A 24288-nucleotide genomic window follows, 5' to 3' on the forward strand; every position below is an offset into this window, starting at 1 on the left:
TTAAAGCTATTTTAATTAACGGCCCAACCATCCGCCATCAACTGCAAGCAGATGACCATGCACATAATTGGCTGCATCAGATGCTAGAAATACAGCGGGACCTTTGAAGTCTTCTGGGTTTCCCCATCGACCAGCAGGTATTCTTTCTGTGATTTGTCTACTGCGTACAGGATCATTGATTAAAGCAGTATTCATTTCTGTAGCAATATAACCTGGAACAATGGCATTCACATTTACACCTTGTGATGACCACTCATTTGCAAGAGCCTTTGTAAGTTGACCCACTGCCCCTTTAGCAGAAGCATAGGCTGGAACAAACAGACCACCTTGAAACGAAGCAAGAGATGCGATATTAATAATTTTCCCACTGTTTTTTTCAACCATATGTCTTCCTGCTTGTTGGCAAAGAATCCAAACTGCCTTTAAATTCACATTTAATACATCGTCCCAATCCTGTTCAGAGAAATCTACTGCAGGTGAACGTCTTTGAATCCCAGCATTATTTACAAGGATATCAACTGAGCCCATAGTCTCAATGGCTTTTGGAATTGCTTGCTTTACTTCATTCAGATTCATGAGATCACATTGAATAATTTTACAACGAACACCTAATGCTTTTATTTTCTCTTCAGTGGATGTATCATCACTTCGTTGTAAAAGCACAATATCTGCACCAGCTTCTGCCAGTCCAATAGCAATCCCTTGACCAATTCCCCGAGTAGCTCCTGAAACAACTGCTACTTTTCCTGATAAATCAAACGCTTGCGTCATCTTCACCAACTCCTTATGGTTTAAATAAAATTTTTAATGATTCATCTGGTTTTTCCATTAAATCAAAACCTTGTTTTATGTCCTCTAATGGAAGGACATGAGAGACTAATGGATTAAGATCTATATTACGCTGGCCAAGTAACTCAATAGCTTTTGTAAAGTCATCTGAACTATAGCACCTTGTTGTCTTAAGTGAGATTTCTCTAAAATGCATACTTGCAAGATTAATAGTAGGGGGCTTTTTATAAACACTAACAACTGTGATTTCCCCTTGATACTTGATACAATCAATCATTTGATTAGCTGTAATTTGATTTCCAGCTACTTCAAATACCACATCTGCTCCTACACCATTTGTTGAATCTTTAACTATTTGAACAATATCCATGGTTTTTGCATCTATGCCCTCATAGCCCATATCTCTGGCAATCTTTAGACGCATCGTACTTACATCAGAAATGAATATCTTTCCTGCTCCTGCCCGTTCCGCAATAAGAGCAATAAGCAAACCAATGGGTCCGGCACCCAGAATTGCTATCGTGTCTCCGACTTTCATATTTGAACGTCTAACAGTATGTATCGCAACAGCCAAAGGCTCAAGCATAGCCGCTTCTTTCTCTGTAACTCCATCCGGTAGTACTCTTAGTCTGTTAATCGGAATAGTAGTATACTCAGCAAAGCCACCATCTTGATCAATCCCTATATATCGCAATTTTTCGCAAACATGCATTTGGCCATTAGTACAAGCTGCACATTTTCCGCAGCTTAAAAGTGGCTCAACGGTTACTTTATCCCCTTTTTTTATCTGTTCATTTTCCACCACTTCTTCCACTACACCGCTAAACTCATGTCCTAATATTAATGGTGCTTTTGCTCTTGGATGTAATCCATGATAAATCATCATATCCGTTCCACATATTCCCGCATAAGATACCTTGATTAAGGCCTCTCCCTCCTTAGGAGTCGGTATCTCTCTTTCTATCATTTCTACTTGCATAGAGTTTACATAAGCTCCTACTTTCATTAGAAATCACTCCTTTTCATCTATAAATATCCATTATTAAACCGATACTATTTCTATGATACCAAGAGCAACATACTTACCAACTCTCCTAAAATAGTTTCATTACGACAATAAGATATCCACCTTTGAACCGCCTTATGATTCTAGCAAAGCTTTACACTGTTGACTCATACTTAATTAAAGAAAATCATATTATGGTCTTACAGCAGTTCCATCTGGTATACGTGCTAAAGTCCAGGACGGTATTCCACCTGCAACGGGAAATTTCTTTGCTTTTTCTTCGTCAATGTCTATTCCTAATCCAGGTTTTTCATTTACATAAGCAAAGCCATTTTCTTCTTGTGGGCACCCCGGAAAAACTTCTTCCAACGCATTATTGAATGGAGTCCATTCTTGAATGCCCAAGTTAGGTGTACTTAAATCTAAATGAAGATTAGCTGCTACTCCTACAGGTGAAATATCACCTGGTCCATGCCAAGCAGTACGTACCCCGTATAGTTCACTAAAAGTGGCTAGTTTCTTAGCTGGTGTAATACCGCCAATCGAACTAACATGACATCTAATAAAATCGATTTGCTGATTAGCAATTAAACTTTTCCACTCATTCACATTCGTGAATAATTCTCCCATTGCTATTGGGGTAGACGTCTGTTGTCTAATCATTTTCAACCATTCAATATTCTCAGGTGCAACGGGATCCTCTAGGAAAAAGAGATGATAAGGTTCCAATTTTTTTGCTAATCTTACAGCTTCAATTGCTGGAAGTCTTTCGTGAATATCATGGATAAATTCCATATTGTATCCGATCTTAGAGCGCAGATGATCAAATAGTTTTTCTATACTTTTCGAGTATGCTTCTGGATCAAAATAACATCCGGCTAATGATGTTTTAGGTGATCGTTTTGGAACTATTTTGTTAGATTTCTCATAAACAGTGGCTATTAACCTTGTATCAGTGGTTCCACTCCCACCATACATGCCCATCTGACAACGAGCATACTGATAACCCTCTTCCATAAGGGCTATGATGTTTTCCTCCACTGCCACTTCATCTGGACCGTCAGCATGTCGATAGAGAGGAATTCCATCCCGGCACTTACCTCCTAATAATTGATAGACTGGTAAATTTGCCAATTTTCCTTTAATATCCCAAAGAGCCATATCGACCCCAGAAAGTGCATTATTCATAATTGGGCCGTTCCTCCAGTATCCGCTTACATTTGCAGACTGCCAAATATCTTCAATTCTTCTTGGATCTTTCCCAATAAGAAATGGTTTAAGATAATCCTCAACAGCTGATTTTACGGCAAATATTCTTTGAGTAAAGGTTGCACACCCTAGTCCATATAATTCTGGTTCGTTTGTTTCAACCTTTACAACAACTAGATCGATTCCTCCAGGTGCAGTTAGTATTACTTTTACATCACGAATTTCTAAGTGATTCATTTCATTGCTCCTTCCTAATTTTTGAATTAAAATATCATCAACTCGTTAGTTGTCCTACAAGTTTGGCATGAAAAATAATTACCTCTATCAAAAGAGGTGAATTATTTTCTTGAACTCTTTATTTTTTTTATAATTTCAATATTACTTTCCATGGATTTACTAAGACTAGTTTTAGCAGATTCTGCATCTCTATTTTGAATAGCTCGAAAGATTTGCAAATGTGCTTCAATACTATCTAAAGTAATCCCAATCACTCTATTTAACTCTTCTAAATAATAATAATAGAAATCTCTAATTGAATGCATCACTCTATAAAAAACGATATTGTTTGACGCTTTAGCTATAGCTAAATGAAAATTAAAGTCTATTTCCGAATATTTCTTATAGTCATCTCTATATCGAAACATATCATTTAGAATCTCTTCAATATTATCAATATCTTCTTTTGTTGCATTCTGTACAGCTAATTCTAAACATTTGAATTCAATGGTTTGGCGAAATACCATCATGTCAAAAAATTCTTCTTCGCTAAGATGCATTACCGGAACAAAATCATTGATGCTTTTTCCATTAATATCATCTGATACGAAAGTTCCCTTTCCTTGATATGTAACAACAATTCCTAAATCCCTCAAACGCTGTATGGCGCTTCTAATACTCACTCTGCTTACATTAAACAATTTCTGTAATTGCGTTTCGGAAGGAATTTTACTTCCTGGTTGCCAAGTACCGTTAATAATATGTTCTTTTAATTGTTCATAAACTGAATTAACAATATTTTTTTTATCAATGGAATTAAGTCCCATTCTTTTTCCCTCTCTTGTCTCATGTCCTACAAGTTATGAAATTATATTATCATAGACCTTTAAAAATGTAAATGCTTTCATACGATATTACCTAATATTATATTCTTCATTAATTACTCCCTAAGTTTTTCCTAATATTTGAATATTAGTACTGTTTCGAATCCTGCTATAAAAAAGTTAACTAAAAGCGATGCTATCAATAAATACAAAAGCCATTTTTCATAATAAATATATGTAAAACCAACTTTGATATCAGTGAAAACACTACTCGATACACCGTCACGTTCTCTTTTCTGATATTCATAGACAATAAACCATACTTGCATTTTTAAAAGTTAACACTAAATTATTATTATTAAAAGATATTTGCTTTAAGTCTGTTAAAAAAATTTCAATTGATACTCTAAGGTTGAATACATCATCTTATTCACTTCAACTTGCAAATCAAAATAATTTAACTTTATATCAGCTAAGCTTTCAATCTTCATAATTAACTGAATAAATTTAAAGGATCCACCTCTATTTGCATTTAATGGTAGGTCTGCATATTCTTGATATCTTTCTTTTATTATATGGATATCCTCGTCTATGACTGTATTAAATCCTTTCTCCCATAATGACGCAGGAGGATTGTCGTCTAGTTCAAAGACAGGAAAAATATCTAGTATTTTCTCCTTTTCCATCATTAGATCACAAGGCAAGGTTTGTTTATTCGTTAAGAGAGGGAACATTCTTGGAGAAACATAAGGAGTTACTATTTTTTGACAATCGACTTCATCAGTCCATAGCATAGCTGTTTCCAATGTCCTTACTAAGGGGCTAATAAACACAATATCCTGAGTGGCTAAAGGCAAACGTTCCTTTAGCTTATTAGCTTGACCCCTCCCCTTTTTTGTGAGAGAAGGATTTCTTTTTTGTAAACTAGCAGGAAGTTAAGTGTATGTTCTCCCTCTTAATGTCGTATAAATATTAAGTCCATCCTATCCCCTCAGCCTTTTTTAAATTTCCTTTAACCAAGCAATAAGTTTCTCTACCATTTCCGGTGTAAATGCATGATTCACTTTTTTAAAAATTTCACACTCCACATTGGTTCGTCCCTTCTCCTGGCTAAGATACTTATAGTAATTTTCTTGACCCTCGATTGGAATTATCGTATCACTATCTCCATGCATAAGAAGAACTGGTGATAGACTCCTCGTTGTGCTTATTGGATCGTATTTCTTTATTAGCTCCTCTTCTTCTTGAGACATCTCTTCTCTATCATCTCGTATTCGAAATAATTTTTCTGTAAGGAGGAAGGAACCCGATCCATTGATATTTGCTAAGCCTCTTATGTCAGGCTCTCTCGCAAAAATACCATTGGCTATAAATCCCCCCATTGAATTGCCTATTAATAGGATACTGTTTTTCTTTACACCTACTACGCTTAAAAACTCATTAAATTCATCAATAGTATGGAAAATAGTATCCCAAAAGTACTGCTGAGTAATGTTGTAACCAAAGTGATCTTCTATAGGAAATCTTTCATCGTGATATAGGATGTCAGGAATTAATACGCCATATCCTTCTTGAGCCACTTTTTCGGCCAACTCTATGTATCCCTTCGCTGTTCCACCCCAACCATGATATAAGATTACAATTTTGTCTTTATTATGAATATTTTTTGAATGATAAAACTTCCATTCACCGATTATTTTTCTTTTCACTGTTGTCCCTTCCTTTTTCTACTGATACTTAAATGAATCTCTTTTCTTTCCCATATTCAATCAGCGCCTGATAAGGATCACCTTTTAACCCTAGAACCTGACAAAAAGCTGGCTCTGTTTTATAACCTTGTTTCTTTCGTATAAGTACTTCTTCTTTTATGGATGGATTTATCCTTAAAACGGCGTGTTCAATTATCATATGGAGATACGCATATTGCTGCTTAACCGGGATAGGCTGACCAAACAATTCAAATTCAAAACCATCAAAATAGAAATTTACTTTGATTATTTCCACTTCTCTAATCATTAATCTTTTTAGACGAAAATGATTCATTTTTCCAAAATAATCGATGACAATCTGGCTAAAAATTTCAAATTCGTAGACTTCCATTATAATATCTAAGTCGGAAGACTCTATATCCACTCCAATTGGAATGGTTCCGCAAAGAATTGGCTTATAAGAATGTAAAATTTCATTTATTTTTAATTTCTTCAATGCTAAATATGCTTGCTGCTGTTTAGCACTACCTCCCTGTAAATAATCTGGCGTATCAAATAGTGTCCAGTCCATCGTTAATAAATCTCCTTTATAGCATGGAGTACGACTGACTGTAGAGAAGATAAGGAAGGTTTATCTATTATTGTCAGCGATAAACTTTTTAAGAAATTTTTGTAATTTGCTACCAAAAACCAATAATTTACTTCCTCTAATTCATTCTTATCTTTCTCTAACTCCTTCCTCCTATTTTTTATCCAAGATTCCAACACTGACTTCTCTAACCCGTTATCTGCCATTTGTACAATGGGAATAATCATGCGCCCTTCTTCATCATGAATATAAACACTTTCCGCCTGATAGATTTTACCCAAAATCGCCCTCACTATTTCCGGATAATTACTTTGCTTCATTTTTGTATTTTTGACAAGTTCATCGAAAGCATCAGCTACATGTGCCATACTATGGGCCCATCCTTTTTCTCTAACATATCCCCTTACATCTTTTTCAAGATTTACATAGCTAATCAACTTATCTTTCACTTCAAGAACCTTTGCCCTTGATAAGAAATTATCGCGATTATCTTGATAAAGTATAAGTGCTATTAATAAAGAGGTGAAAGAACGAGTGAAAACAGAATCTGTATTCTTTTCGATAATTCCTTTAAATAAAAATTGATCCCTTATACAAATATCTAATATTTCAGTTAACAGATCGTTATCTAGTTTGGATTCCAATATAAACTGACAAAATGTTTGATAAATCAAGTTATCTCTTAACTCGCTATCAGGGGAGCCAATATGTTTAAGCATGGACAGGATGACTTTCTGTTTTGTTTTTTCATCCGATGCTATCTCTTTCATTTTTTTATTTGCTAAGAAGTACTTTAACTCTTGTTCCTTCATTGGAAATATATTTTCTATTAAATTCAAATTCTCCCTCCTATCAAAACTAGGGAAATATATGTCCCTTTTTCATCTGTTTACTTTATGCATGACAAACTGTGAGTTGCTTTTTTTGAACTCATTCTTGTTGTAAAAGGGAATTAAATCTTCCTCACAAAATAAACTGATAACATCAATATTGGATAATTCATCTACCATTTTAGCAATTAGCTTTGTGCCGATTCCTTTCCGATTAAAGGAGCTGGAAATAACGACATCCTCTATATACGCTCTAAAAATCCCATCCGTTATTGCTCTTGCAAACCCAATGAGCTTGTTCTTTTCCCATGCACCTACAGCAAATGTTTGGGATAACATTTTTTCTATATCCTTTTCCGTTCTTTCCTTCCACCATCCTGCATTTTTATATAGTTCTATCACCTCGCAAGCCTTTATTGGTTTCTCTCGCGATGTTCGTATTTCTATTTTCATGTCGTCTGCCTACTTATTTTTTATTTTATTTGTCAATTTTGTCAGCCAAGAACAATTTCCAAAATTCAAATTCATTCCATTCAACCTGTTATGATGCTTTTTTAGCATAAGCGTTTAAGATTAAAACTCGATTCGCTCCCCTTCAAAATTATACCATTAAACCTCAAAATATGATTAAATTTCCAAAACCAAAAAAGCAAAGTGACCTTCGATAAAAAGGTCACTTTTTCTAAGATGAATGCTTTCTAGCAAAATATTCTTGCACTTTTTTAGCTACGATATTAGGTTTTACATCCATAACAACAGAACCCCTATTTCTCAACGTATTAACTCTCCCTTATTTTTACCATTCGGATTTTCCTCGCTAGCAATAACAATTAATTTTCCAATCACAAATTTATCATTCTGTTCTTCAATAAAATTCAATCATTTCAGCAATTTTGATTAAATCTCTTACATCTTTTACACCCGAGATAGTATATTGGTATCTATCTGTTTTTAGTATTAATTTTGGCTTTTTCTCCATATCTACTAAAACAGCCTCTTGATTATTAATCGTGATCTCATATTCTTTTTTCACTACACTGTTTATTCCGTTTCCTCGCATATTATTAGGCTTTTTTTCTGTTCGGATAGAAAAATTTTGGCCATTCTTTAACGGATAATCAACATTAACTAGAATAGAATTCTTTTCTTTTCTCGCACTTATTTTTGGTTCACCGGCAACTACAATGGAAGATAGATTATTAGTATTTAGGTTATATGGTAAAGTTGCTTCTTCCGACAGGTATACGGTTGTTTTACTTTCAAGTTTAATCTGCTCCTCAGCTGTAAAAGCTACTCTTTCACCTCGGTTCGCTTCCATATCGAAAGCTGCATTTTTTGCTCCCCCTTTTTCAAATGGGAGTGATTCCATTTCCATATGAGTGAAAAGAAAGAGGATCACTGCTGCTCCTATAATTGCCACAAAAGGGAATGGTTGAAGTGCATTTTTCGTTTTCCGATTATTCTTCATCTGCTCTTTCAGCTTTAAATGCAAAGTATTCTTTCGTTCTTTATCCCAATATATATCAGCTTCTAAGTCCCTCAATTCCTCATCTAGTTGTTCCTTATATAATTTTTCCATTTAATTCTCCCTCCTTTTTTAATTCTTTCTCCAAAGCTTTCATTGCTCGAAATAAAGTTGACTTCACTTTAGCCTCTGACCATCCTAAAATCCCTGCTGTTTCTTCAATAGAGAACTCTTTTAGTTTTCTTAGAATAATGATTTCTCGATAAGTTGATTTCAAAGTACTTAACGCCTTATAAATTTCTAATGATTGTTCTCTAATTTGCAGCATCTCTTCAGGTAATGGATTCTTATCTTTATTGAATAGAAAAGCTTCTTTTAGCAGTATTACCGGCTTCTTTTTTCTAATCATATCGACGGTGAGATTATGAGCAATCCGATACAGCCACGTTTTTTCACTTGCATTCCTTTTAAATGTATCCAAGTGAATAAAAGCTTTCAAAAAAGTATCGTTTGTTAAATCTTCTGCTTGCTGATAATCTTGAATCATGATGAAAATATATTTAAAAATAGCTTCTCCATACTTTTCATACCATTCAAAGATGATTTTATCTTTCTCATTTTCCACCATTTCCCCTCCTTTATTAAAAATTCTATGTATAGACGGATAGAGTTCTAAAAAGTTTTACTTTTTTTAAATATTTTCAAAAATAAAAAGTGGATTCCTGCAAAGAGGTCCACTTTCGGTAATTCTCTGTTTATATAAATTCCTTCATTCTTTTCATCGCAGAATGAACTGTAAGCCGGTGATAAGCGACTAATTGATTCTTAAAAATTACTCCATAAACACCATATGGAGTTGGCGACAGCTTTAATAATTCTTCACGTGTTTGGAGATGCTGAATTTCTGCCTTTATTTGTAATTTACTAGCAGCTTCTATTACATTATCGATGGCTATATCGATATAGGGGCATTGCGCTGTACGGAGTATGGTTAATTGATTGTTATGACGAGTCAGTCGTTCTTCCCAATCATTCGGAAAATATGGATTTGCTGCTTCATTTATTTTGTAGACTAATAACTCGAATCCATAGGGAGCATCTTCTAGTTCAGTGAAATCATTTTTTAAGAAAACTTCCTTACTTGGCGTCCAAGAGGTTGTTGGATTTGTTACCACGATAACGCCATTCTTTTTATGATCTTTTGCATCTTGAATTACCTTTTCAATTAGCTGAGTTGCATAGCCTTTACCCGTTATATTTACCCATAGACAGTGGATGATGTAGTAATTTTCCCCATATACTACTCTGGAGGAATGTTCAATGGGTGTATATTCAATAAAACCGGCGAGCTTGTCATTCTCCATTAGTTGAATATATTTCAATCCTTGTCCAAATTGATCCATTAACCATGCTTTTTTTGCTTGATAGCCTGTTGACTTCTGTTTGCTTCTTAAACAATAGCAGCCATTTGCTTGTATATTTTCTGAGGTTAATTCAATCAGCTCTATTTTATTCAAAATGTTTCTCCACTCCCCATCTCAAAATGTTCACTCATTTCTGCCAAAACTTCGAATTTTAGAAACGATGGAAAAAACTATAATAATAGGATATCGTCTTTCCTTACACAAACGATATCCTATTATTTTATTTCACTTTTATTTTTGTTGCTTGACTCTTATTCTTTGCCTTATCTTGTGCATATATCAATAAGCTTGTATTTTTCTTTTGTTTTTTGATTGTCATTTTAAAGGAACCTTTTGCATCAGCTGTTGTTTTTTGCACGAATTTCTTTCCATTATAAATAGTAATAGTTGCATTCGCTTCTGCTTTTCCAGCAATAAGTGTCGTCTTCGATGTTACATTTGTCGTAATCTTTGGCATTGCTGGAGGAGTTTTGTCGATAACTTTTATTGCTTTGGATGTACTATTCCCAGCTGCGTCTATTATCTTAATTACTAATTTGGTTCCTGCCTTTTGTTTTGAAATCTTTATTTGGAAACGACCATCTTTTTGTACGGTACTTTTTCCTAGTTCCTTTTTACCTGCCAGTACTACAACTTTTGCATTTACTTCTCCTTTTCCTGATACAGTTGTCGACTTATCTGTAACTTCCTTAATTTGAGGTTCGTTTGGAGGTGTTTTATCGATATTTTTTATGGTTATAGACTTAACCTGTTTATTTCCTCCCAAATCTACAACAGTAAAGGTATATGTTCCATTCTTTTTCACCATATACTTTACGTTTTCATTATTCACTTTCTTCCCATCAGGTAGCTGGATATACCGAATTCCCAAATTATCCTTTGCGGTTATTTCGAGTTCTATATCTCGGTTTGTTGGTTTCTTAGTTTTTTGTGTAATAGTAATACTTGGCTTTATTGTATCTGTAACTTTTTGGCTAAATTCGCGTACAGAATCATAAAGATTCCTACTACCAGAACTTTTCGCGTATACTTTAAATTGAAAAGTTCCAGTACTTGCTGGATGCCATTCTAGCTTATTATTCCTACTATAACTTTGTACTTTTTTCCAACTATTTCCCTCTTTTATATAAAACTCATAAAGAGGATTGCTTCCTCCCGTAGTTCCTCCAATAAATGTATACATCTTGGGCGCTTGTGAACTATCTTTTTCCAGAAACACCTCTGACACTGGTTCAACAATCGTCCCAAATGTTATGACAATATCACGATCCAAGCTTTTGCCTGCATAACCGGTAATAGCATTTTTATTTATCGTTAATTTATATTTTTTTCCCTTTGTTAATAATTCTGGGAGTATATGCAAATAATTATCATCAGACTCTATTTGAATAGGAATCTTCTTATCCCCCTCCATAAGAGTTATTCCATTTCTATCCTTCCATCTAATCCCCTGATTAAAAAAGAATAAAAGTTCAGAATCGATTTCCAGATTACTACTATCTTGTCTTAAACTTGCCCACTCGTCATTTTTAACATCATAAAACAATGAATCCGTTAATTCAAAGGAAGACGGCTCAGTGTTTTTCATATACTCTACATAATTATTTCCGTTCTCATCTTCATAGATAGCAATTAATCCATTTTGATAAAAGAGAGAATGAACAAAATAATCTTCTTTTAATGAATAGTAATAATCGGCAGATCCATAGCCATAAACATCTATCCCCCCAAAACTACTAGCTATATAAGTTCTGCTTCCAGAATCATCAAAGGCAATGTCATTAAAAGTTTCATATTCATTATTTTCCTCATCATAGGCCATTCTATATTCAAAATCGAAAGTCATATCCTCTTCTTGTACAGTTGATAAACGAAATACAACCCCATTCATATTGTACATATATTGTCCGTCTGGGCTTATAACCATTTCCGAGCTTAAATGATAGTCTCCGTGATATGGGGAGTCATAATGGTCTACAATCTTGCCATTATCAATTAGATAGGCATAGGCATCTATTGGACTTGTTTCTGAGTCCAATGTATAAAGACGGTGTAACTTTTCATTGTAGGAAATACTAGATTCCATGTAAATGGATGTATTATCATCGCCAGCATCTTCTGCTACTTCTTTTTTCGAATTTAAGGAATAAACCTTAATAGTTTCCCATTGATTAGAACCAGGAGTTATATAAAGGTAGCCATTCTGATCTATCGCAATATCCCATGGATCTGTGGATATTGGAAAGGTATCTAATAAAGTAAAATTTCCGGCATCCACTTCTGCAATGGCTCCTTTTAAGCCCTTTTCCGTATAATATGAATGTTTCATTAAATGCTGAGTCACATAGACTTTGTCCTTGTATACTTCCACTTTTTCTGCTGGGTATTTAAGATTTATCTTTTTTATTTCTCCCGTTAGATAATTTACTCTCTGCAAAAGAGGCTTACCTGTTTCTACCATATAAATATATGGGCGATTTGGATCAATCACTGCATCATCTGCTTGGAAATTAATCGATATCGCATTTGAAGCTGCCTTTATTTTGCTGTTAGAACCATAAGGAACAAATAATGATAACAGCAGTATAATAGCTATAAATAAATGCACTTTTTTTCGCAAAAAACTCTCCCCCTGTAAGTCTCTCTATAATCGTTGTTTAGTTTCATTAATTTTATACTTAATATAAAAGACAATTGAAATTCAAGCTTTCAATTATTTTTAAATCTTTTTTTGCTGATTTTAAACGACATTAATTCTCCTTTCTTCTTTTTTATCGGTAATCTTCTTCCATATTTTATCTTTTTCCCGTCCTCAACATTTTATATAAAATAGTCATCTAAAAAGTTAATGCCTTAAGCATAAAATGGTGGTAAAAAATATAAACAGGAGTAGTCAAAATATCTCTACATCCTATGTGATAGATCTCCTTCTAATACAATCCTGCCCATATCACCTTTGATTTCTATAACAGTAAGACTAGTATCATGAATAAAAGGTGGTTCCCAGATTTTCTCCATTGGCAGCTCTTTAAAAATTGCTAGTAATAACTTTATCACCACGGAGTGCGTTACAAGCAGAACATTACCCGAAGCATAATTTTCTTTCACTATATTTAATGCTTGTTTAACCCTCTTTTCCACTGCAAAAAAATCTTCGCCATCGCTGGATTTGTAACGATGAGGGGCATTCCAAAAGAAATCAAATGCTTCTGGATAGCTGTCTTTCAAATATTCTGCTTTCTTTCCTTCCCATTTTCCCATATTAATTTCTTTTAAATGATCATCTAAAATAATCGGAATCTGCCTATCTCCTTTTATAAGGTTCGCTGTTGCGACCGTTCTTTTACTAGGGCTTGTATAGATTGCAACAAATTCTATCTCTTTCAATCTTTCACCTAATAATACTGCATTCTTTTTTCCTTTTTCCGTTAAGTCTGAATCACTCCATCCTTGCATTCTTTTTTCTATATTCCACTGTGTTTCTCCATGTCTTGTTATGTAAAGGGTTAGCATTTCTAGATCTCCTAATCTACCATTTCTGAACAACAAAATGGTTTTTATTCCTTTTACCGGTGAAATTTTCATAAAACCCTTTTTCAGTAGTGAACATAAGGATAGGGGGCGCCCCTTCCTAGCTTGTAATCTCCCTTATTAAATAATTTCCGTTTCAGAAATATTCAGTATTTAAAATGAATAATGATATTTTACTATTTTTTTAGATTCGACCATTTACCTTAGCGGTTTGCCGTGAACAATATGCCAATGAAGATGTTTGGAGTCTTGATACTTGCCAAGATTGGTGATAACTCTGCATGCACCATATTCCTTGGTTACACTAGCAGCTACTTGCTTTACAACGCCCAAAAGCTCCAATAGTAAATGATTATCTCCTTCTTCTAATGCAATAAGAGAAGCGATGTGTTTTTTGGGAATTGCTACTATATGAACTGGATAAAAGGGTTTTGTATGATAATACGCTAACACATTTTCTGTTTCCATCACTTTTCTAACCTTTGTTTTTCCACTAAGAACTTCATCACAATAAAAATCTTCTGTCATCTTTTTTCCTCCATTCCTTTTTAAACATTGTCTATGGTCTCTTCTCCCATGGTTCCACTACGCCTACTATTTTTCTCTGCCAATTATTTTGTATCGCATCGATCACCCCAGCAGAAATCTCTTTATGTGTAAGCCATCTGGAAGCGCTATTCTCCACAATAAATCCTAATTGAATCTGATGATAGCTGCAATTAGGGGGAATCGTTAGTTCCTTCTTTATTTTGGACAAATCCGAACTGCTCCCAGTAATGTGAAACAAACGCCATTTCTGTCCGCTTTCGGAAAGTTCGTCCTTCACTATATTCAAAGCATTTTTTCCTATCGAATGAACCCATGCTACAACCAAATCAATTGGTCCATTCTGTTGTATAGTCCATTCTAATTTCTCCCTAAACGCAGTGTGATTTGTATAATCAACCAGCAAGGGGGTTATTTTCGTTTTATCGTCCAGGATATCTATTAAACTATTTATTGGGGCAGCTTTTCTGCCAACAATAGATAATCTGCAATCCTCTTGCTCAGCCAGCCATCCAGACACATCAAAAAGCATTCCTGTGCCTCCAATAATTAAGGCATGCTTCATATTATTACTCCTCCTTTTAAATCAGCCTTTACCCAATCATTTATCATTTCTTGCTTACTACCCAAAACGCTCCTAAAATTTCCTAATAATTCCTCTTATCTTATTACTTTAACAAACTTAACCCGTTTATTTAAAGTAGAATCAGTGATATTCTATAAATAAGTTAAAAACTATGGGGTGAAAGACTTGAAGATTTTGAACTTTGGTTCTTTAAATATTGATAAAGTATATTCGGTTCCTCACTTTGTTTCTGCTGGCGAAACTTTATCTTCTACGAATTATGATGAATTTCCAGGCGGAAAAGGATTAAATCAATCAATTGCACTTGCTAAAGCTGGAGCACAAGTATACCACGGAGGAAATATTGGAAAAGACGGCTTATTTTTAAAAGAAGTATTAGCGGAAGCAAATGTAAATGTTGATTGGATTGATGAGAATGGGAACACAACTGGCCACGCCATTATTCAAGTCTCTGCTAGTGGAGAAAACTGTATTCTTTTATTAGGCGGAGCAAATAAAGAAATAACGATCGATCATATTAACCAAGTTTTAGCGAATTTTTCCCAGAACGATTTACTGTTATTGCAAAATGAAATAAACGATTTAGCATACATAGTGGAAACTGCGCACAAAAGAGGATTAAAAATTGCCCTTAATCCATCACCTATCGATGAGACAATTACCACCCTAGATTTTTCAAAAATTGATTACTTAATATTAAATGAAATAGAAGCAAAAGCCATTACGAACGAACATACAAATTACAATATTTTTCAAAAACTTTTATCCTTAAACAAGCAGCTAAAAATCGTCTTAACATTGGGCAAAGAAGGCGTAATTTATAAAGATAGTGTCGAAGAACATAGACAAGCCGCTTTTAAAGTAGATGCAGTTGATACAACCGCTGCTGGCGATACCTTTTTAGGATACTTTTTAAGTCAAATTTCCCAGCAGGAGGAAATAAAAAGTGCCTTGCAAATGGCTGCAAAAGCTGCTGCCATTGCTGTAACACGGAAAGGGGCCTCCTCTTCTATTCCAAGTTCGCAAGAAGTAATGGCGTTCACTAAAAAATAGATGATTAAAAAGAGAGAATTTAAGTAGTGATTCTCTCTTTTTTATGGATCAATAACCACCAAACGGAATATATATGTTGCATTAAGTAATATATATTGGTTATAATGTAATATATACATTCCATCAATAAGGAGGATTGCCTTGAAGAACCATATTAAAATTGCAAGAATTCAAGCAGATTTAACCCAGCAGCAATTAGCGGATAAGATTGGCGTTACTCGTCAAACAATCAGTCTTATTGAAAAAGGAAAATACAATCCTACTTTAAAACTTTGTCTTGAGCTCTGTTATTCCCTCAACAGAACATTAGATGAATTATTTTGGGTAGACAAGGAGGAAGAAAAATGAAAAAAATAAAAGATGAACGTCTAATTATGAAAAACTTACAAAATATTAAAGTAGCCTATATCATTCAAACGCTTGGAATTATTGGCATATTAGCTTATGACCTTATTACAAAGGGCTTAGCTGGAATGAGAGACAATCCGTTATGGTATGTATTTATTATTACTAGCATCATTTCAGCTTATCTATCAATGAATATAAGCGTCGATCATGAAAACAGCAAAAAGGACCCTAAAAAGGGGCTATCTCTTTCTATTACTATTGTCACTCTGCTTTCCGTGCTTATTGGAATTCTGATAATCCTCTCTGATAGAGAGCGTATCGTAAATGGTGTTCTTATTGGCGGAATAGTATTTATATGCGGGATCATACCTGTACTTTATACTTATTATTTACGGAATAAAAAAGGAAGAGATTTGGATGATGAGGATGAAGTTTAACTCTCTTACTGACATTTATTTTAGCCTGCTGGATTAATCTACCACTTTCGCTTATAATTATTGTAGTGTAATGCTAGAATCATAGTATTAATAAAAGTTAGAAAAAGGTGTAATATGAATAATTTTTTTAGCAGGCTAACCCTTTTTTTATATATTATTTTTTTCCTCCTAACTGGAATAGCTTTTTATTTTATCTATAAAGATTTTAATACCACGTTTCCCTTTTATTTTATCATTGGATATATCATATTCCTATTTTGTTTTATATTTTACTTACTATGGATGGCAGTATTCACGTGGAAGAAAAACTTTAGCTGGTCTTTATTGGCGAAGAAGGTATCGCAATGTATTTGCTTTTTTCTCTTATTCAGCTTAGTTAATTATCTATTTTCTTATTTTTTTCATCCGGATCAGAAGACTTTTGCATTTTCTTTTACCTGTCTAGGCTTAGCAATAGGTCTTACGTTTCTGGATATTCCTTATTTTCAAAGTAAAAGTAAAAAATAAAGCGACAAAAATACATGATTTACTATGGCTTAAATCCCATAGTGAATCATGTATTTTTCTGCTTCCTGCGCTGCTGTTATTTTTCGAGCTAGATCGATAAGCTCCCCTGATTTTTTATCCGCAACAATATCTAAAAATATTGGTAATGATTCAGGAGGTATAAGTGTTATTCCGTAATAGGCCAAACCATTAGCCGGTCGTTCATATGTATGGAAATATGTTTTCATCATTGCTAATGGTTTTATCAACTCTTGTATAAAATGATCATTTACAGGTATACAATCATAAAGATCAGGGGTGTAATGATTATATACATGCCGTTTATTGAAATTTTGAATGATCCCAAATTCGTGGGTAATAGCCAAGCTTTTCACCCTTTCAAATAAATTCCGCCAATTTAAGCTAAATAAGTACATAGCTCCATTTTATGAGCGAAAAAAATCTGCTGTTTCTCTAGAAACCTCTGTAAGAATACCATCTTTCCGCTTTAACAATTGTTGTAATGCTTTTTGAACAAACCCTTTTTCAAACGTTTCAATGGGCTGAGGTAATTCTTCTTGATCCAAAATATAATACATTTGATTAGGTTTAATGACAATATCAATAATTAAATCTTCATAGATAACCATATCATTTTGAAACCAATTTTTTCTCACAATATTGAAATACGCTCCTAAATATTTTCCAGTTGTATCTCGCCAAAAATATAAATTATATGGCTGATCCAACCAATAATAAGCAAACGTATAGGTCCCTTTCGGAATAACTAGTTTTTGTTTGCCTTTCCTCATTTCAAATGACTTTTCCACTTGATGCAAGAGGGTGATTTTCCTTTTATCCGATTGAAGAAGTTTGCATTGATATTCTTCTATAGTAGAATCATAGCGAATTTTCCGTTCGACTATGTTTTCTCTACCCTTTAATTGCAAGTTTACCACTCTACCATCTCCAAATTCGATTCAACTTAACTCTTTTTCCCCTATATTATAGGCAAAACAAACATTTATCCAGATCAAATCCACAGAATATTCAGCACAAAATATTCTTATCTTGATACATTCTCACTAAATGGCTTTGTAAACATGCTAAAATAAGAATCACAAATTAATTAAAAACGAAGGAGGAGAGAAAATGTATGTAAAAGTATATGAATATCATATACCAATCGATAAAATCAAAGAATATTTCTATATTCAAGAGAAAGCAAGCAACATCTATCGCAAGTATATCAATTCAACAACAACCTATTTACAAAGTAATGATGATCCGACAAAATGGCTGGAAATCACGACCTATCAGACTGAACAAGACTATGATGCCAATATTGCTTTAATCAATGAACAAACGGAAATTGTTGTGTTATTTCAAGAATTCCAAGCTTTGCTTCCCCTAGAAAATAGTCAAATAAAAGAAGAAAATTTCACCAAAACAACAGAAATAAAGTAATTATTAAAAAAAGGATACCTTTATCGATATCCTTTTCTTCTTACTTAAAATCCTTCCAATTCATTGCATTTTCATTTAACAGTTCTTCAAAACTTTTATTTTTTTCTCTTTGTCGACGTTCTTCTCTTTTTCTTTCTTCTTCTGCTTTTTGCTTGGCCTCTTCTTGTTGTTTTAGTTCTTGCTTTTTATTTTTCAGTTGATCTGCTAACTGTTCATTTAGAAGATCCCCTAATGTAACAGGCTTATCCTCCTGTTTTGTTTTTGGTACATGTCTCCGCTGCTTTACCATCTGAATCCCCCTCCTTCTTTGGATTTTACAGTGCAAGTTCTATTGTTTCTTCTAATTCGACTTCTACATTCCCTTTAATTGCTCTTGTAATCATGCAGCTTGCTTCCGCCTTGTGCGCAAGTTTTGCCGCAAGCTTTATGTCTTTTTCAGCAGCGTCTTTTTTGAGCACAATCTTCGGGCGATGAATAATTTTCTGGTAAGTAAATATACCGTTTGTGACATCAACTACTGCTTCTGATTCTAATGTTAAACTTTCCTTCTCAAGTCTACTTCTTTCCATCATTGCAGCAAGGGTAATAATAAAGCAAGTTGCTGCTGCTCCGAGAAGCATTTCATCTGGATTAGTACCGACACCAGGTCCTTCCATTTCTTTTGGAATCGATATTTTTGTTTTTAAATTGCCACTTTCGATTGTCCCAATATCATTTCGATATCCTGGCCAATCAGCTTTTAAATAAAAATGATGTTCTGCCATAATTCACCCTTCTTTTTACTATGCTGTATGTATAATAACATATTTTTTTACTCAAGTTATATTAGAGAATTGGATACTAAGACGATTGCTAGTATCATCACTTCTACACAAGGAGGAAAGAATGATGACTCAGAAACGTGACAAAGGCTACAGTCAAGCTGGTAAGCCTAATGCAGATACTGTCAAACAAACAATTGCCGTAGAAGAATTAGAAAAGGCCATTCATCCAACAAACAGACAAAATTCTAAACAATAATCTATTCTTCACCACACCTTCTATGAAGGTGTGGCTTCTTCTCTCTCATCTGCCTTTATTTGTAACCATTTATTTCATTTCGCATAAAATTTTTTATCATACCATGCATCTGTATACGTCTAATTTTTAATAATTAAAGAAGTTGTCCATTTTGTTTCTTTCTAAAGAAATGATACACTCAAATTAGTTTCTGCTAAATTTTTCAACTTACTGGAGGAATCGGTTTGAGAAAGCTGTTTCGTTATTTATTTTCTGTGTTATTATTTATTACTTCCATTGGTTTATACTGTTCCAATCGATTAATGTATATGAAGAAAAAAGACAATGATTTTATTGTAAATAGAGAAAAAGAAGCTGGTAGATTAGACCCTGTTTCTTATGAAAATTTAACTAAACAAGAAATTACCATTCCATCTCCTTATGGTTATGATTTAAAAGCAATCCTAGTAGAGCCTTTTGATACGAAGAAATATATCATTATTTCCCATGGAGTCACGGAAAATAAAACGAGTTCGATTAAGTATATGAACCTATTTTTAGAAAGAGGCTTCAACGGTATTATTTATGATCATCGCAGACATGGAGAATCGGGCGGGAAAAATACAAGCTTTGGCTATTACGAAAAATTCGACTTAAAGCAAATTGTCGATTGGCTTAAACGAGAAAAAGGAAAAGATATACTTTTAGGGATTCATGGGGAATCGATGGGTGCAGCAACAATGATTCTTTATGCTGGAGGAATCGAGGATGGAGCCGATTTCTATATTGCAGATTGTCCTTTTTCCGATTTCAAGGAGCTGTTAAATTATGTCATCAAACAGGAAATAAAACTGCCTGGAAAAGTCTTTATTCCTATCGCTAATTTATTCTTACGTGCCAGAGCTCGCTATTCGATTAAAGATATTTCCCCTATCTCTGTCATTGATAAAATAAAAAGTCCGATGTTATTTATCCATAGCAAGAAAGATGATTTTATCTTGCCAGAAATGACACAAAAACTTTTCGATAAAAAAAAGGGGCCGAAAAAATTATTTTTCGCTGTTAATGGTACACATGCTCAAAGCTATAATGAAAACAAAGAGGCTTATGAAAAAGCCGTCGATGACTTTTTAAAGGAATATGTGCAAAGTTAAAATTTAAGGCTTAACAACATTAATTCTACTAAATAATAATGTATTCAGATTAAGCCATCGAAACGATGGCTTTTCTTATAATTAATTCTTTATTTGTTATAAGATCGCCTTCTTGGAAAGCTCATCTTGCCTGTTTTTAAATAATCCACTGCTTTTATATAAGAGAATAGAGGTTAAATACATGATTACCGTAAAAAATGTTATTGCTGTAAAACCAAAAATTCGGCTAAAAAGAATCCCTCCAATAACTCCGCCAATGGTTGTCCCCGCATACATAGCAGCATTCGCTAAAGAGGAAACAGTCCCACGAGCTGAGTGTGTTAAGCTTTGCAAAATACTCATAAATACTGGAAAAAGAGTTCCGTTAATTAAGAATATGAAAAAGAAAAACAACTCCCCTATAAACAAATTGGGTACAAATGGAAGTGCTGAGTAAAACAAAATTAACATTACTAAGGCTGCGAGTAAAGATTTTGGTTCTCCTAACTTTTTCACCAATCCACTCCCAAAAAAAGAGCCAATAATATTGCCAAGTCCTAATACCATCATTGCTAAGCCAATTTCAGATACATTTAACGAAAAACGATTGGAAAACCAAGTACCAATATAAGAGAATACAGCAAAATTACCTACTTGGAATATAAAATAAGCTGTGAAATATTTTATGGAATTTTCCGTTTTAAATATACCTCGATATCGCTTGAAAACTGATTGTTTTTCACTATCCTTTATGGCTTTAATGGAAGGCATAAAATAGAAAACAACTACAATCAAAAAAATAGAAAAAAAAGAAATTATGTAAAAAGGGGTATGCCAGCTAAAGGTTGCCAATAAACTTCCAATCGGAATTCCTATTAATTGAGAAAAAGCCAAACCGCCAGTTGCATAGCCCATTATTTTTATAATGTCTTGCTGCCTAGACAAAATGGGGATCGAAGCCCAGACTTGCGGTGTTACAAAAGCAGCACTTATTCCTGCCAACAATCTAAATATAATCATGGTCCAAAAGTTTGCTGCCAGTCCACACATAAAAGTGGATATAGAAAATCCAGCCAAACCAACAATCATTATTTTCTTGCGATTTGCTCCATCAGAGATTGGTCCTGCTATTAAAGCAAAAATGGCATATCCCAAAGCATAACTGCTTACCAACCATCCTGACCAACTTATCGGTATGTGATAAGCACTTTGTAAAGTTGGGATTAGTGGCGATATTAAAAAAGTATCAGTACCAATAACAAACATAATTAAGAAAAAAGTAATAGATATTTTCTTATTCAAAACTGTCACTCCATTGTTCTATAGTTTAATGATTATCGAACTGTATTGCAAAAAAACACCCTAGATTACAATGAATCTAGGAAACCAGGTAAATACTTCTCAAACGTGTCCAAATTTAATTTAACATACTTATTTCGAGTTTCTTTACGAGTTGATGTTAGTCCCGCCTCTCTTAGAGTTTTAAAATGGTATGAAGCTGTTGATTTTGTAATATTAATTTTTTCACCTACCTCTCCACAACTTAATTCTGTTTTTTGATCTCTAAGAATCCGGATAATTTCTAGTCGGGATTCATCAGCCAAAGCCTTAAATATTTGTACTTTAATTTGATCTTTATTTTTTTGTTCGATAATCATAAAACTATCATACATTTTATTGAAAAATATAGCAAGTTTGGTAAACTTACTAGTATACTATTATCACAAAATATAGCCTTTATTTCATTAAGATTTCAATACATCATTGATACGCAGGAGTTATTAGAAGAACTCAATAGTCATATGGCTTTTTAAGCACTTGCATAGCTTGCAGAAATTGAAGTACCCCCTGTTATCGTAAATACAATAGAGCTACCTTGCCCCTTCAAAAAAAGTAAATATACACATTCATATTAAAATTTCTTTACATCCCCGCGAAGGTTTGATATGGTAAATAACATTAAAATGCCACAAACAAATACATGCGATGAAGAGAAGAGTACAATCATGCAATTCTTCAAAGAGAGCTCCTGTTGGTGGAAAGGAGTAAGAATAATGGTTGGAAGCAAGCCTCTGAGCGGCACATCGGATCCATATGGGTGATGGTGTGACAGATGCTCCTGTTATCGAGCTAGGGTATATGTATGTTCTTCATACCGTACCTACAAAGGACAATATGGTAACATATTGTCAAACTGGGGTGGCACCACGGCGCGCAGCAACTCGTCCTCAAGACTAAATCTTGGGGGTGAGTTTTTTTATTATCCAATTTTGCATTTTAAGGAGGAAATAAATTGCGTATAAACAAGTTAGTGAAGTCGTGGAAATACCCTTCTATCTTATTATCAAGCATTGGTATTTCCAGTATTGGAGAATGGGTCTATTTTATAGCGCTAAATTTAATCGTTCTTGATAGGATGGGGGTACTTGCTGTTTCGGGGTTATATATACTTAGGGCTCTATCTGCATTTTTTACAAACTTTTGGTCCGGTAGTTTAATAGACCGATTGAATAAAAAGCATTTGATGGTTTTGCTGAACATATTCCAAGCAGTGTTCATTGCCTTATTGCCTTCCCTATCATCTCTTTCTGCCATTTATACAATCGTTTTTTTTATTAATGTAGCTAGTTCCATGTATGAACAAACGTCAGTACCGTACATTACCAAGTTAATTCCTCCAGATCAAAGAAAAAGGTTTAATTCACTTCGAAGCTTAATTGATTCTGGAGCATTTGTGATAGGACCTGCCATTGCGGGAATGCTATTTATGATTGGTACACCTAATTTTGCCATCTATAGTAATGCAATAGCTCTTTTCATTTCAGCTCTTATCACACTTATTCTGCCAAATATTGAAAGAAATGATTTTATTGAAACAGAAGATAAAAAAATATCTTTAAAGATTTTAAGACAAGATTGGAGATTAGTTGTAGATTTTAGCCGGAACCATCTCTATATTATCATTATTTATTTACTCTTTAGTACAATAATGGTTTTAGCAACTGCAGTAGATTCACTGGAAGCAGCGTTTTCAAGAGAAGTACTTCTATTGTCAGAGAGAGATTATGGATTTCTCGTGAGTATTGCTGGTGCGGGGATAATTGTTGGCGCACTAGTTAATATCATAATTGTTAAAAAGGTTGCTACCTCTTGGCTGATTGGACTTGGATCCTTGATGGTATCAGTCGGGTATATGATTTATGCATTTTCCGCTAATTTTTTGATAGCGGCAATTGGTTTTTTTGTTCTTTCCTTTTCGATGGCTTTTCTCAACACAGGATTTAACACATTTTATCAAAAGAATATTCCCGTACATGTAATGGGAAGGGTTGGCAGTGTGTACAGATGCATTGAAGCCTTTTTTATCATTATTTCGACCATACTTTTTGGGATAATGGCTGAAATGATTTCCATTAAGTCTGTTATCATATTAGGAAGCATCATAATGTTTGCAGTAACGATTATATTATTTATCTTTAATACACGGCCTTCGAAAGCAGCGTTTTATATGGAGGAATAATATTGAATACATATACTGGTTAATGCTTTTCTTTATAATTAGATCTTGAATACAGCAAAAATACAAAAGTCCTTGAGAATGGGATTACTCTCAAGGACTTTTGCCAGCAAACTAAACTAAT

Annotated in this window: 29 protein-coding genes and 1 other annotated feature; of the genes, 7 read left to right on the plus strand and 22 right to left on the minus strand. The window is 33.9% G+C overall.

Features of this window, described 5'->3' with window-relative positions:
- Positions 1 to 15 precede the first annotated feature (15 nt).
- The 16 genes from kduD to NiCM35_RS19205 form a co-directional block, all read right to left on the minus strand.
- On the minus strand, positions 16 to 771 hold the full coding sequence (gene kduD, locus NiCM35_RS19130) for a 2-dehydro-3-deoxy-D-gluconate 5-dehydrogenase KduD (protein ID WP_095322430.1): 756 nt from the start codon (positions 769 to 771) through the stop codon (positions 16 to 18).
- A gap of 13 nt (positions 772 to 784) precedes the next feature.
- Positions 785 to 1795, minus strand: a complete 1011-nt coding sequence (locus NiCM35_RS19135) for a zinc-dependent alcohol dehydrogenase (protein ID WP_095334199.1) — start codon at positions 1793 to 1795, stop codon at positions 785 to 787.
- Between the two features lie 192 nt (positions 1796 to 1987).
- Positions 1988 to 3241, minus strand: a complete 1254-nt coding sequence (locus NiCM35_RS19140; RefSeq protein ID WP_095334200.1) for an enolase C-terminal domain-like protein — start codon at positions 3239 to 3241, stop codon at positions 1988 to 1990.
- Positions 3242 to 3342: 101 nt separating this feature from the next.
- Entirely contained in the window at positions 3343 to 4047 is a 705-nt protein-coding gene (locus tag NiCM35_RS19145; protein WP_095334201.1) for a FadR/GntR family transcriptional regulator, read from the minus strand.
- Positions 4048 to 4427: 380 nt separating this feature from the next.
- Entirely contained in the window at positions 4428 to 4838 is a 411-nt protein-coding gene (locus NiCM35_RS19150; protein ID WP_249928295.1) for a hypothetical protein, read from the minus strand.
- 207 nt (positions 4839 to 5045) lie between these two features.
- On the minus strand, positions 5046 to 5753 hold the full coding sequence (locus NiCM35_RS19155) for an alpha/beta hydrolase family protein (protein WP_433780557.1): 708 nt from the start codon (positions 5751 to 5753) through the stop codon (positions 5046 to 5048).
- A 28-nt stretch (positions 5754 to 5781) separates the two neighbouring features.
- A complete protein-coding gene (locus tag NiCM35_RS19160; protein WP_123257879.1) occupies positions 5782 to 6324 on the minus strand; it encodes a DUF4269 domain-containing protein in 543 nt (180 codons plus the stop codon).
- A gap of 2 nt (positions 6325 to 6326) precedes the next feature.
- Positions 6327 to 7181 (minus strand): DUF2785 domain-containing protein, encoded by an 855-nt coding sequence (locus NiCM35_RS19165; protein WP_433780559.1) that lies wholly within the window; start codon positions 7179 to 7181, stop codon positions 6327 to 6329.
- 42 nt (positions 7182 to 7223) lie between these two features.
- Complete coding sequence (locus NiCM35_RS19170; protein WP_123257881.1) at positions 7224 to 7625, minus strand: GNAT family N-acetyltransferase; 402 nt, start codon at positions 7623 to 7625, stop codon at positions 7224 to 7226.
- A 412-nt stretch (positions 7626 to 8037) separates the two neighbouring features.
- Positions 8038 to 8751, minus strand: a complete 714-nt coding sequence (locus NiCM35_RS19175; RefSeq protein ID WP_341160823.1) for a DUF4367 domain-containing protein — start codon at positions 8749 to 8751, stop codon at positions 8038 to 8040.
- On the minus strand, positions 8735 to 9265 hold the full coding sequence (locus NiCM35_RS19180; RefSeq protein ID WP_433780562.1) for an RNA polymerase sigma factor: 531 nt from the start codon (positions 9263 to 9265) through the stop codon (positions 8735 to 8737). Before NiCM35_RS19180 ends, NiCM35_RS19175 begins: the two co-directional genes overlap by 17 nt.
- 127 nt (positions 9266 to 9392) lie before the next feature.
- The gene (locus NiCM35_RS19185; RefSeq protein ID WP_123259255.1) at positions 9393 to 10154 is read right to left on the minus strand and encodes a GNAT family N-acetyltransferase; all 762 of its coding nucleotides are present in this window, start codon (positions 10152 to 10154) and stop codon (positions 9393 to 9395) included.
- A gap of 127 nt (positions 10155 to 10281) precedes the next feature.
- The gene (locus tag NiCM35_RS19190; protein ID WP_433780564.1) at positions 10282 to 12681 is read right to left on the minus strand and encodes a YncE family protein; all 2400 of its coding nucleotides are present in this window, start codon (positions 12679 to 12681) and stop codon (positions 10282 to 10284) included.
- Positions 12682 to 12965: 284 nt separating this feature from the next.
- Complete coding sequence (locus tag NiCM35_RS19195; protein ID WP_433780566.1) at positions 12966 to 13574, minus strand: histidine phosphatase family protein; 609 nt, start codon at positions 13572 to 13574, stop codon at positions 12966 to 12968.
- Positions 13575 to 13790: 216 nt separating this feature from the next.
- Complete coding sequence (locus tag NiCM35_RS19200) at positions 13791 to 14120, minus strand: HIT domain-containing protein (RefSeq protein ID WP_433780567.1); 330 nt, start codon at positions 14118 to 14120, stop codon at positions 13791 to 13793.
- 31 nt (positions 14121 to 14151) lie between these two features.
- Entirely contained in the window at positions 14152 to 14703 is a 552-nt protein-coding gene (locus NiCM35_RS19205) for a short-chain dehydrogenase (protein ID WP_095334207.1), read from the minus strand.
- 186 nt (positions 14704 to 14889) lie between these two features.
- On the opposite strand from NiCM35_RS19205, the gene NiCM35_RS19210 reads away from it, so the two are divergent.
- From NiCM35_RS19210 to NiCM35_RS19220, 3 genes are all read left to right on the plus strand, one after another.
- Positions 14890 to 15777: a ribokinase gene (locus NiCM35_RS19210; RefSeq protein WP_433780568.1), complete on the plus strand. Its 888-nt coding sequence runs from the start codon at positions 14890 to 14892 to the stop codon at positions 15775 to 15777.
- Between the two features lie 141 nt (positions 15778 to 15918).
- Positions 15919 to 16125 carry a helix-turn-helix transcriptional regulator gene (locus tag NiCM35_RS19215; RefSeq protein ID WP_047941067.1) on the plus strand — a complete coding sequence of 69 codons (207 nt, stop codon included), beginning with the start codon at positions 15919 to 15921 and terminating at the stop codon, positions 16123 to 16125.
- Positions 16122 to 16562 carry a hypothetical protein gene (locus NiCM35_RS19220; RefSeq protein ID WP_095334210.1) on the plus strand — a complete coding sequence of 147 codons (441 nt, stop codon included), beginning with the start codon at positions 16122 to 16124 and terminating at the stop codon, positions 16560 to 16562. Before NiCM35_RS19215 ends, NiCM35_RS19220 begins: the two co-directional genes overlap by 4 nt.
- 536 nt (positions 16563 to 17098) lie before the next feature.
- Here NiCM35_RS19220 and NiCM35_RS19225 read toward each other — a convergent pair.
- A complete protein-coding gene (locus tag NiCM35_RS19225) occupies positions 17099 to 17485 on the minus strand; it encodes a short-chain dehydrogenase (protein ID WP_413230972.1) in 387 nt (128 codons plus the stop codon).
- 9 nt (positions 17486 to 17494) lie between these two features.
- The gene (locus tag NiCM35_RS19230) at positions 17495 to 18007 is read right to left on the minus strand and encodes a ribonuclease FAU-1 family protein (protein WP_235850364.1); all 513 of its coding nucleotides are present in this window, start codon (positions 18005 to 18007) and stop codon (positions 17495 to 17497) included.
- Between the two features lie 193 nt (positions 18008 to 18200).
- On the opposite strand from NiCM35_RS19230, the gene NiCM35_RS19235 reads away from it, so the two are divergent.
- Positions 18201 to 18515, plus strand: coding sequence for a hypothetical protein (locus NiCM35_RS19235; protein ID WP_433780571.1), 315 nt, complete (start codon positions 18201 to 18203; stop codon positions 18513 to 18515).
- 40 nt (positions 18516 to 18555) lie between these two features.
- Here the strand turns inward: NiCM35_RS19235 and NiCM35_RS19240 are convergent, their stop codons facing one another.
- Together NiCM35_RS19240 and NiCM35_RS19245 are read right to left on the minus strand one after the other, a co-directional pair.
- Positions 18556 to 18804, minus strand: coding sequence for a YqkE family protein (locus NiCM35_RS19240; RefSeq protein ID WP_371473773.1), 249 nt, complete (start codon positions 18802 to 18804; stop codon positions 18556 to 18558).
- 25 nt (positions 18805 to 18829) lie between these two features.
- Positions 18830 to 19279: an OsmC family protein gene (locus NiCM35_RS19245; protein WP_341182236.1), complete on the minus strand. Its 450-nt coding sequence runs from the start codon at positions 19277 to 19279 to the stop codon at positions 18830 to 18832.
- Positions 19280 to 19400: 121 nt separating this feature from the next.
- Here NiCM35_RS19245 and NiCM35_RS19250 point away from each other — a divergent pair, with 121 nt between their 5' ends.
- Together NiCM35_RS19250 and NiCM35_RS19255 are read left to right on the plus strand one after the other, a co-directional pair.
- Positions 19401 to 19535 carry a hypothetical protein gene (locus tag NiCM35_RS19250; protein ID WP_433780665.1) on the plus strand — a complete coding sequence of 45 codons (135 nt, stop codon included), beginning with the start codon at positions 19401 to 19403 and terminating at the stop codon, positions 19533 to 19535.
- Positions 19536 to 19759: 224 nt separating this feature from the next.
- Entirely contained in the window at positions 19760 to 20668 is a 909-nt protein-coding gene (locus NiCM35_RS19255) for an alpha/beta hydrolase (RefSeq protein WP_095334219.1), read from the plus strand.
- Positions 20669 to 20764: 96 nt separating this feature from the next.
- On the opposite strand, the gene NiCM35_RS19260 is transcribed toward NiCM35_RS19255, so the two are convergent.
- Both NiCM35_RS19260 and NiCM35_RS19265 read right to left on the minus strand, forming a co-directional pair.
- On the minus strand, positions 20765 to 21913 hold the full coding sequence (locus NiCM35_RS19260) for an MFS transporter (protein ID WP_371473803.1): 1149 nt from the start codon (positions 21911 to 21913) through the stop codon (positions 20765 to 20767).
- A 101-nt stretch (positions 21914 to 22014) separates the two neighbouring features.
- Complete coding sequence (locus tag NiCM35_RS19265; RefSeq protein ID WP_095334221.1) at positions 22015 to 22320, minus strand: ArsR/SmtB family transcription factor; 306 nt, start codon at positions 22318 to 22320, stop codon at positions 22015 to 22017.
- A 304-nt stretch (positions 22321 to 22624) separates the two neighbouring features.
- Positions 22625 to 22880 (plus strand) — a binding site (T-box leader).
- A 66-nt stretch (positions 22881 to 22946) separates the two neighbouring features.
- Between NiCM35_RS19265 and NiCM35_RS19270 the strand changes: the two genes are divergently transcribed.
- Positions 22947 to 24167, plus strand: coding sequence for an MFS transporter (locus tag NiCM35_RS19270; RefSeq protein ID WP_164463796.1), 1221 nt, complete (start codon positions 22947 to 22949; stop codon positions 24165 to 24167).
- The last annotated feature ends 121 nt before the right edge of the window (positions 24168 to 24288 follow it).

This window comes from Niallia sp. M35 (assembly GCF_050971705.1).
Taxonomy (GTDB): Bacteria; Bacillota; Bacilli; order Bacillales; family Cytobacillaceae; genus Niallia; species Niallia circulans_A.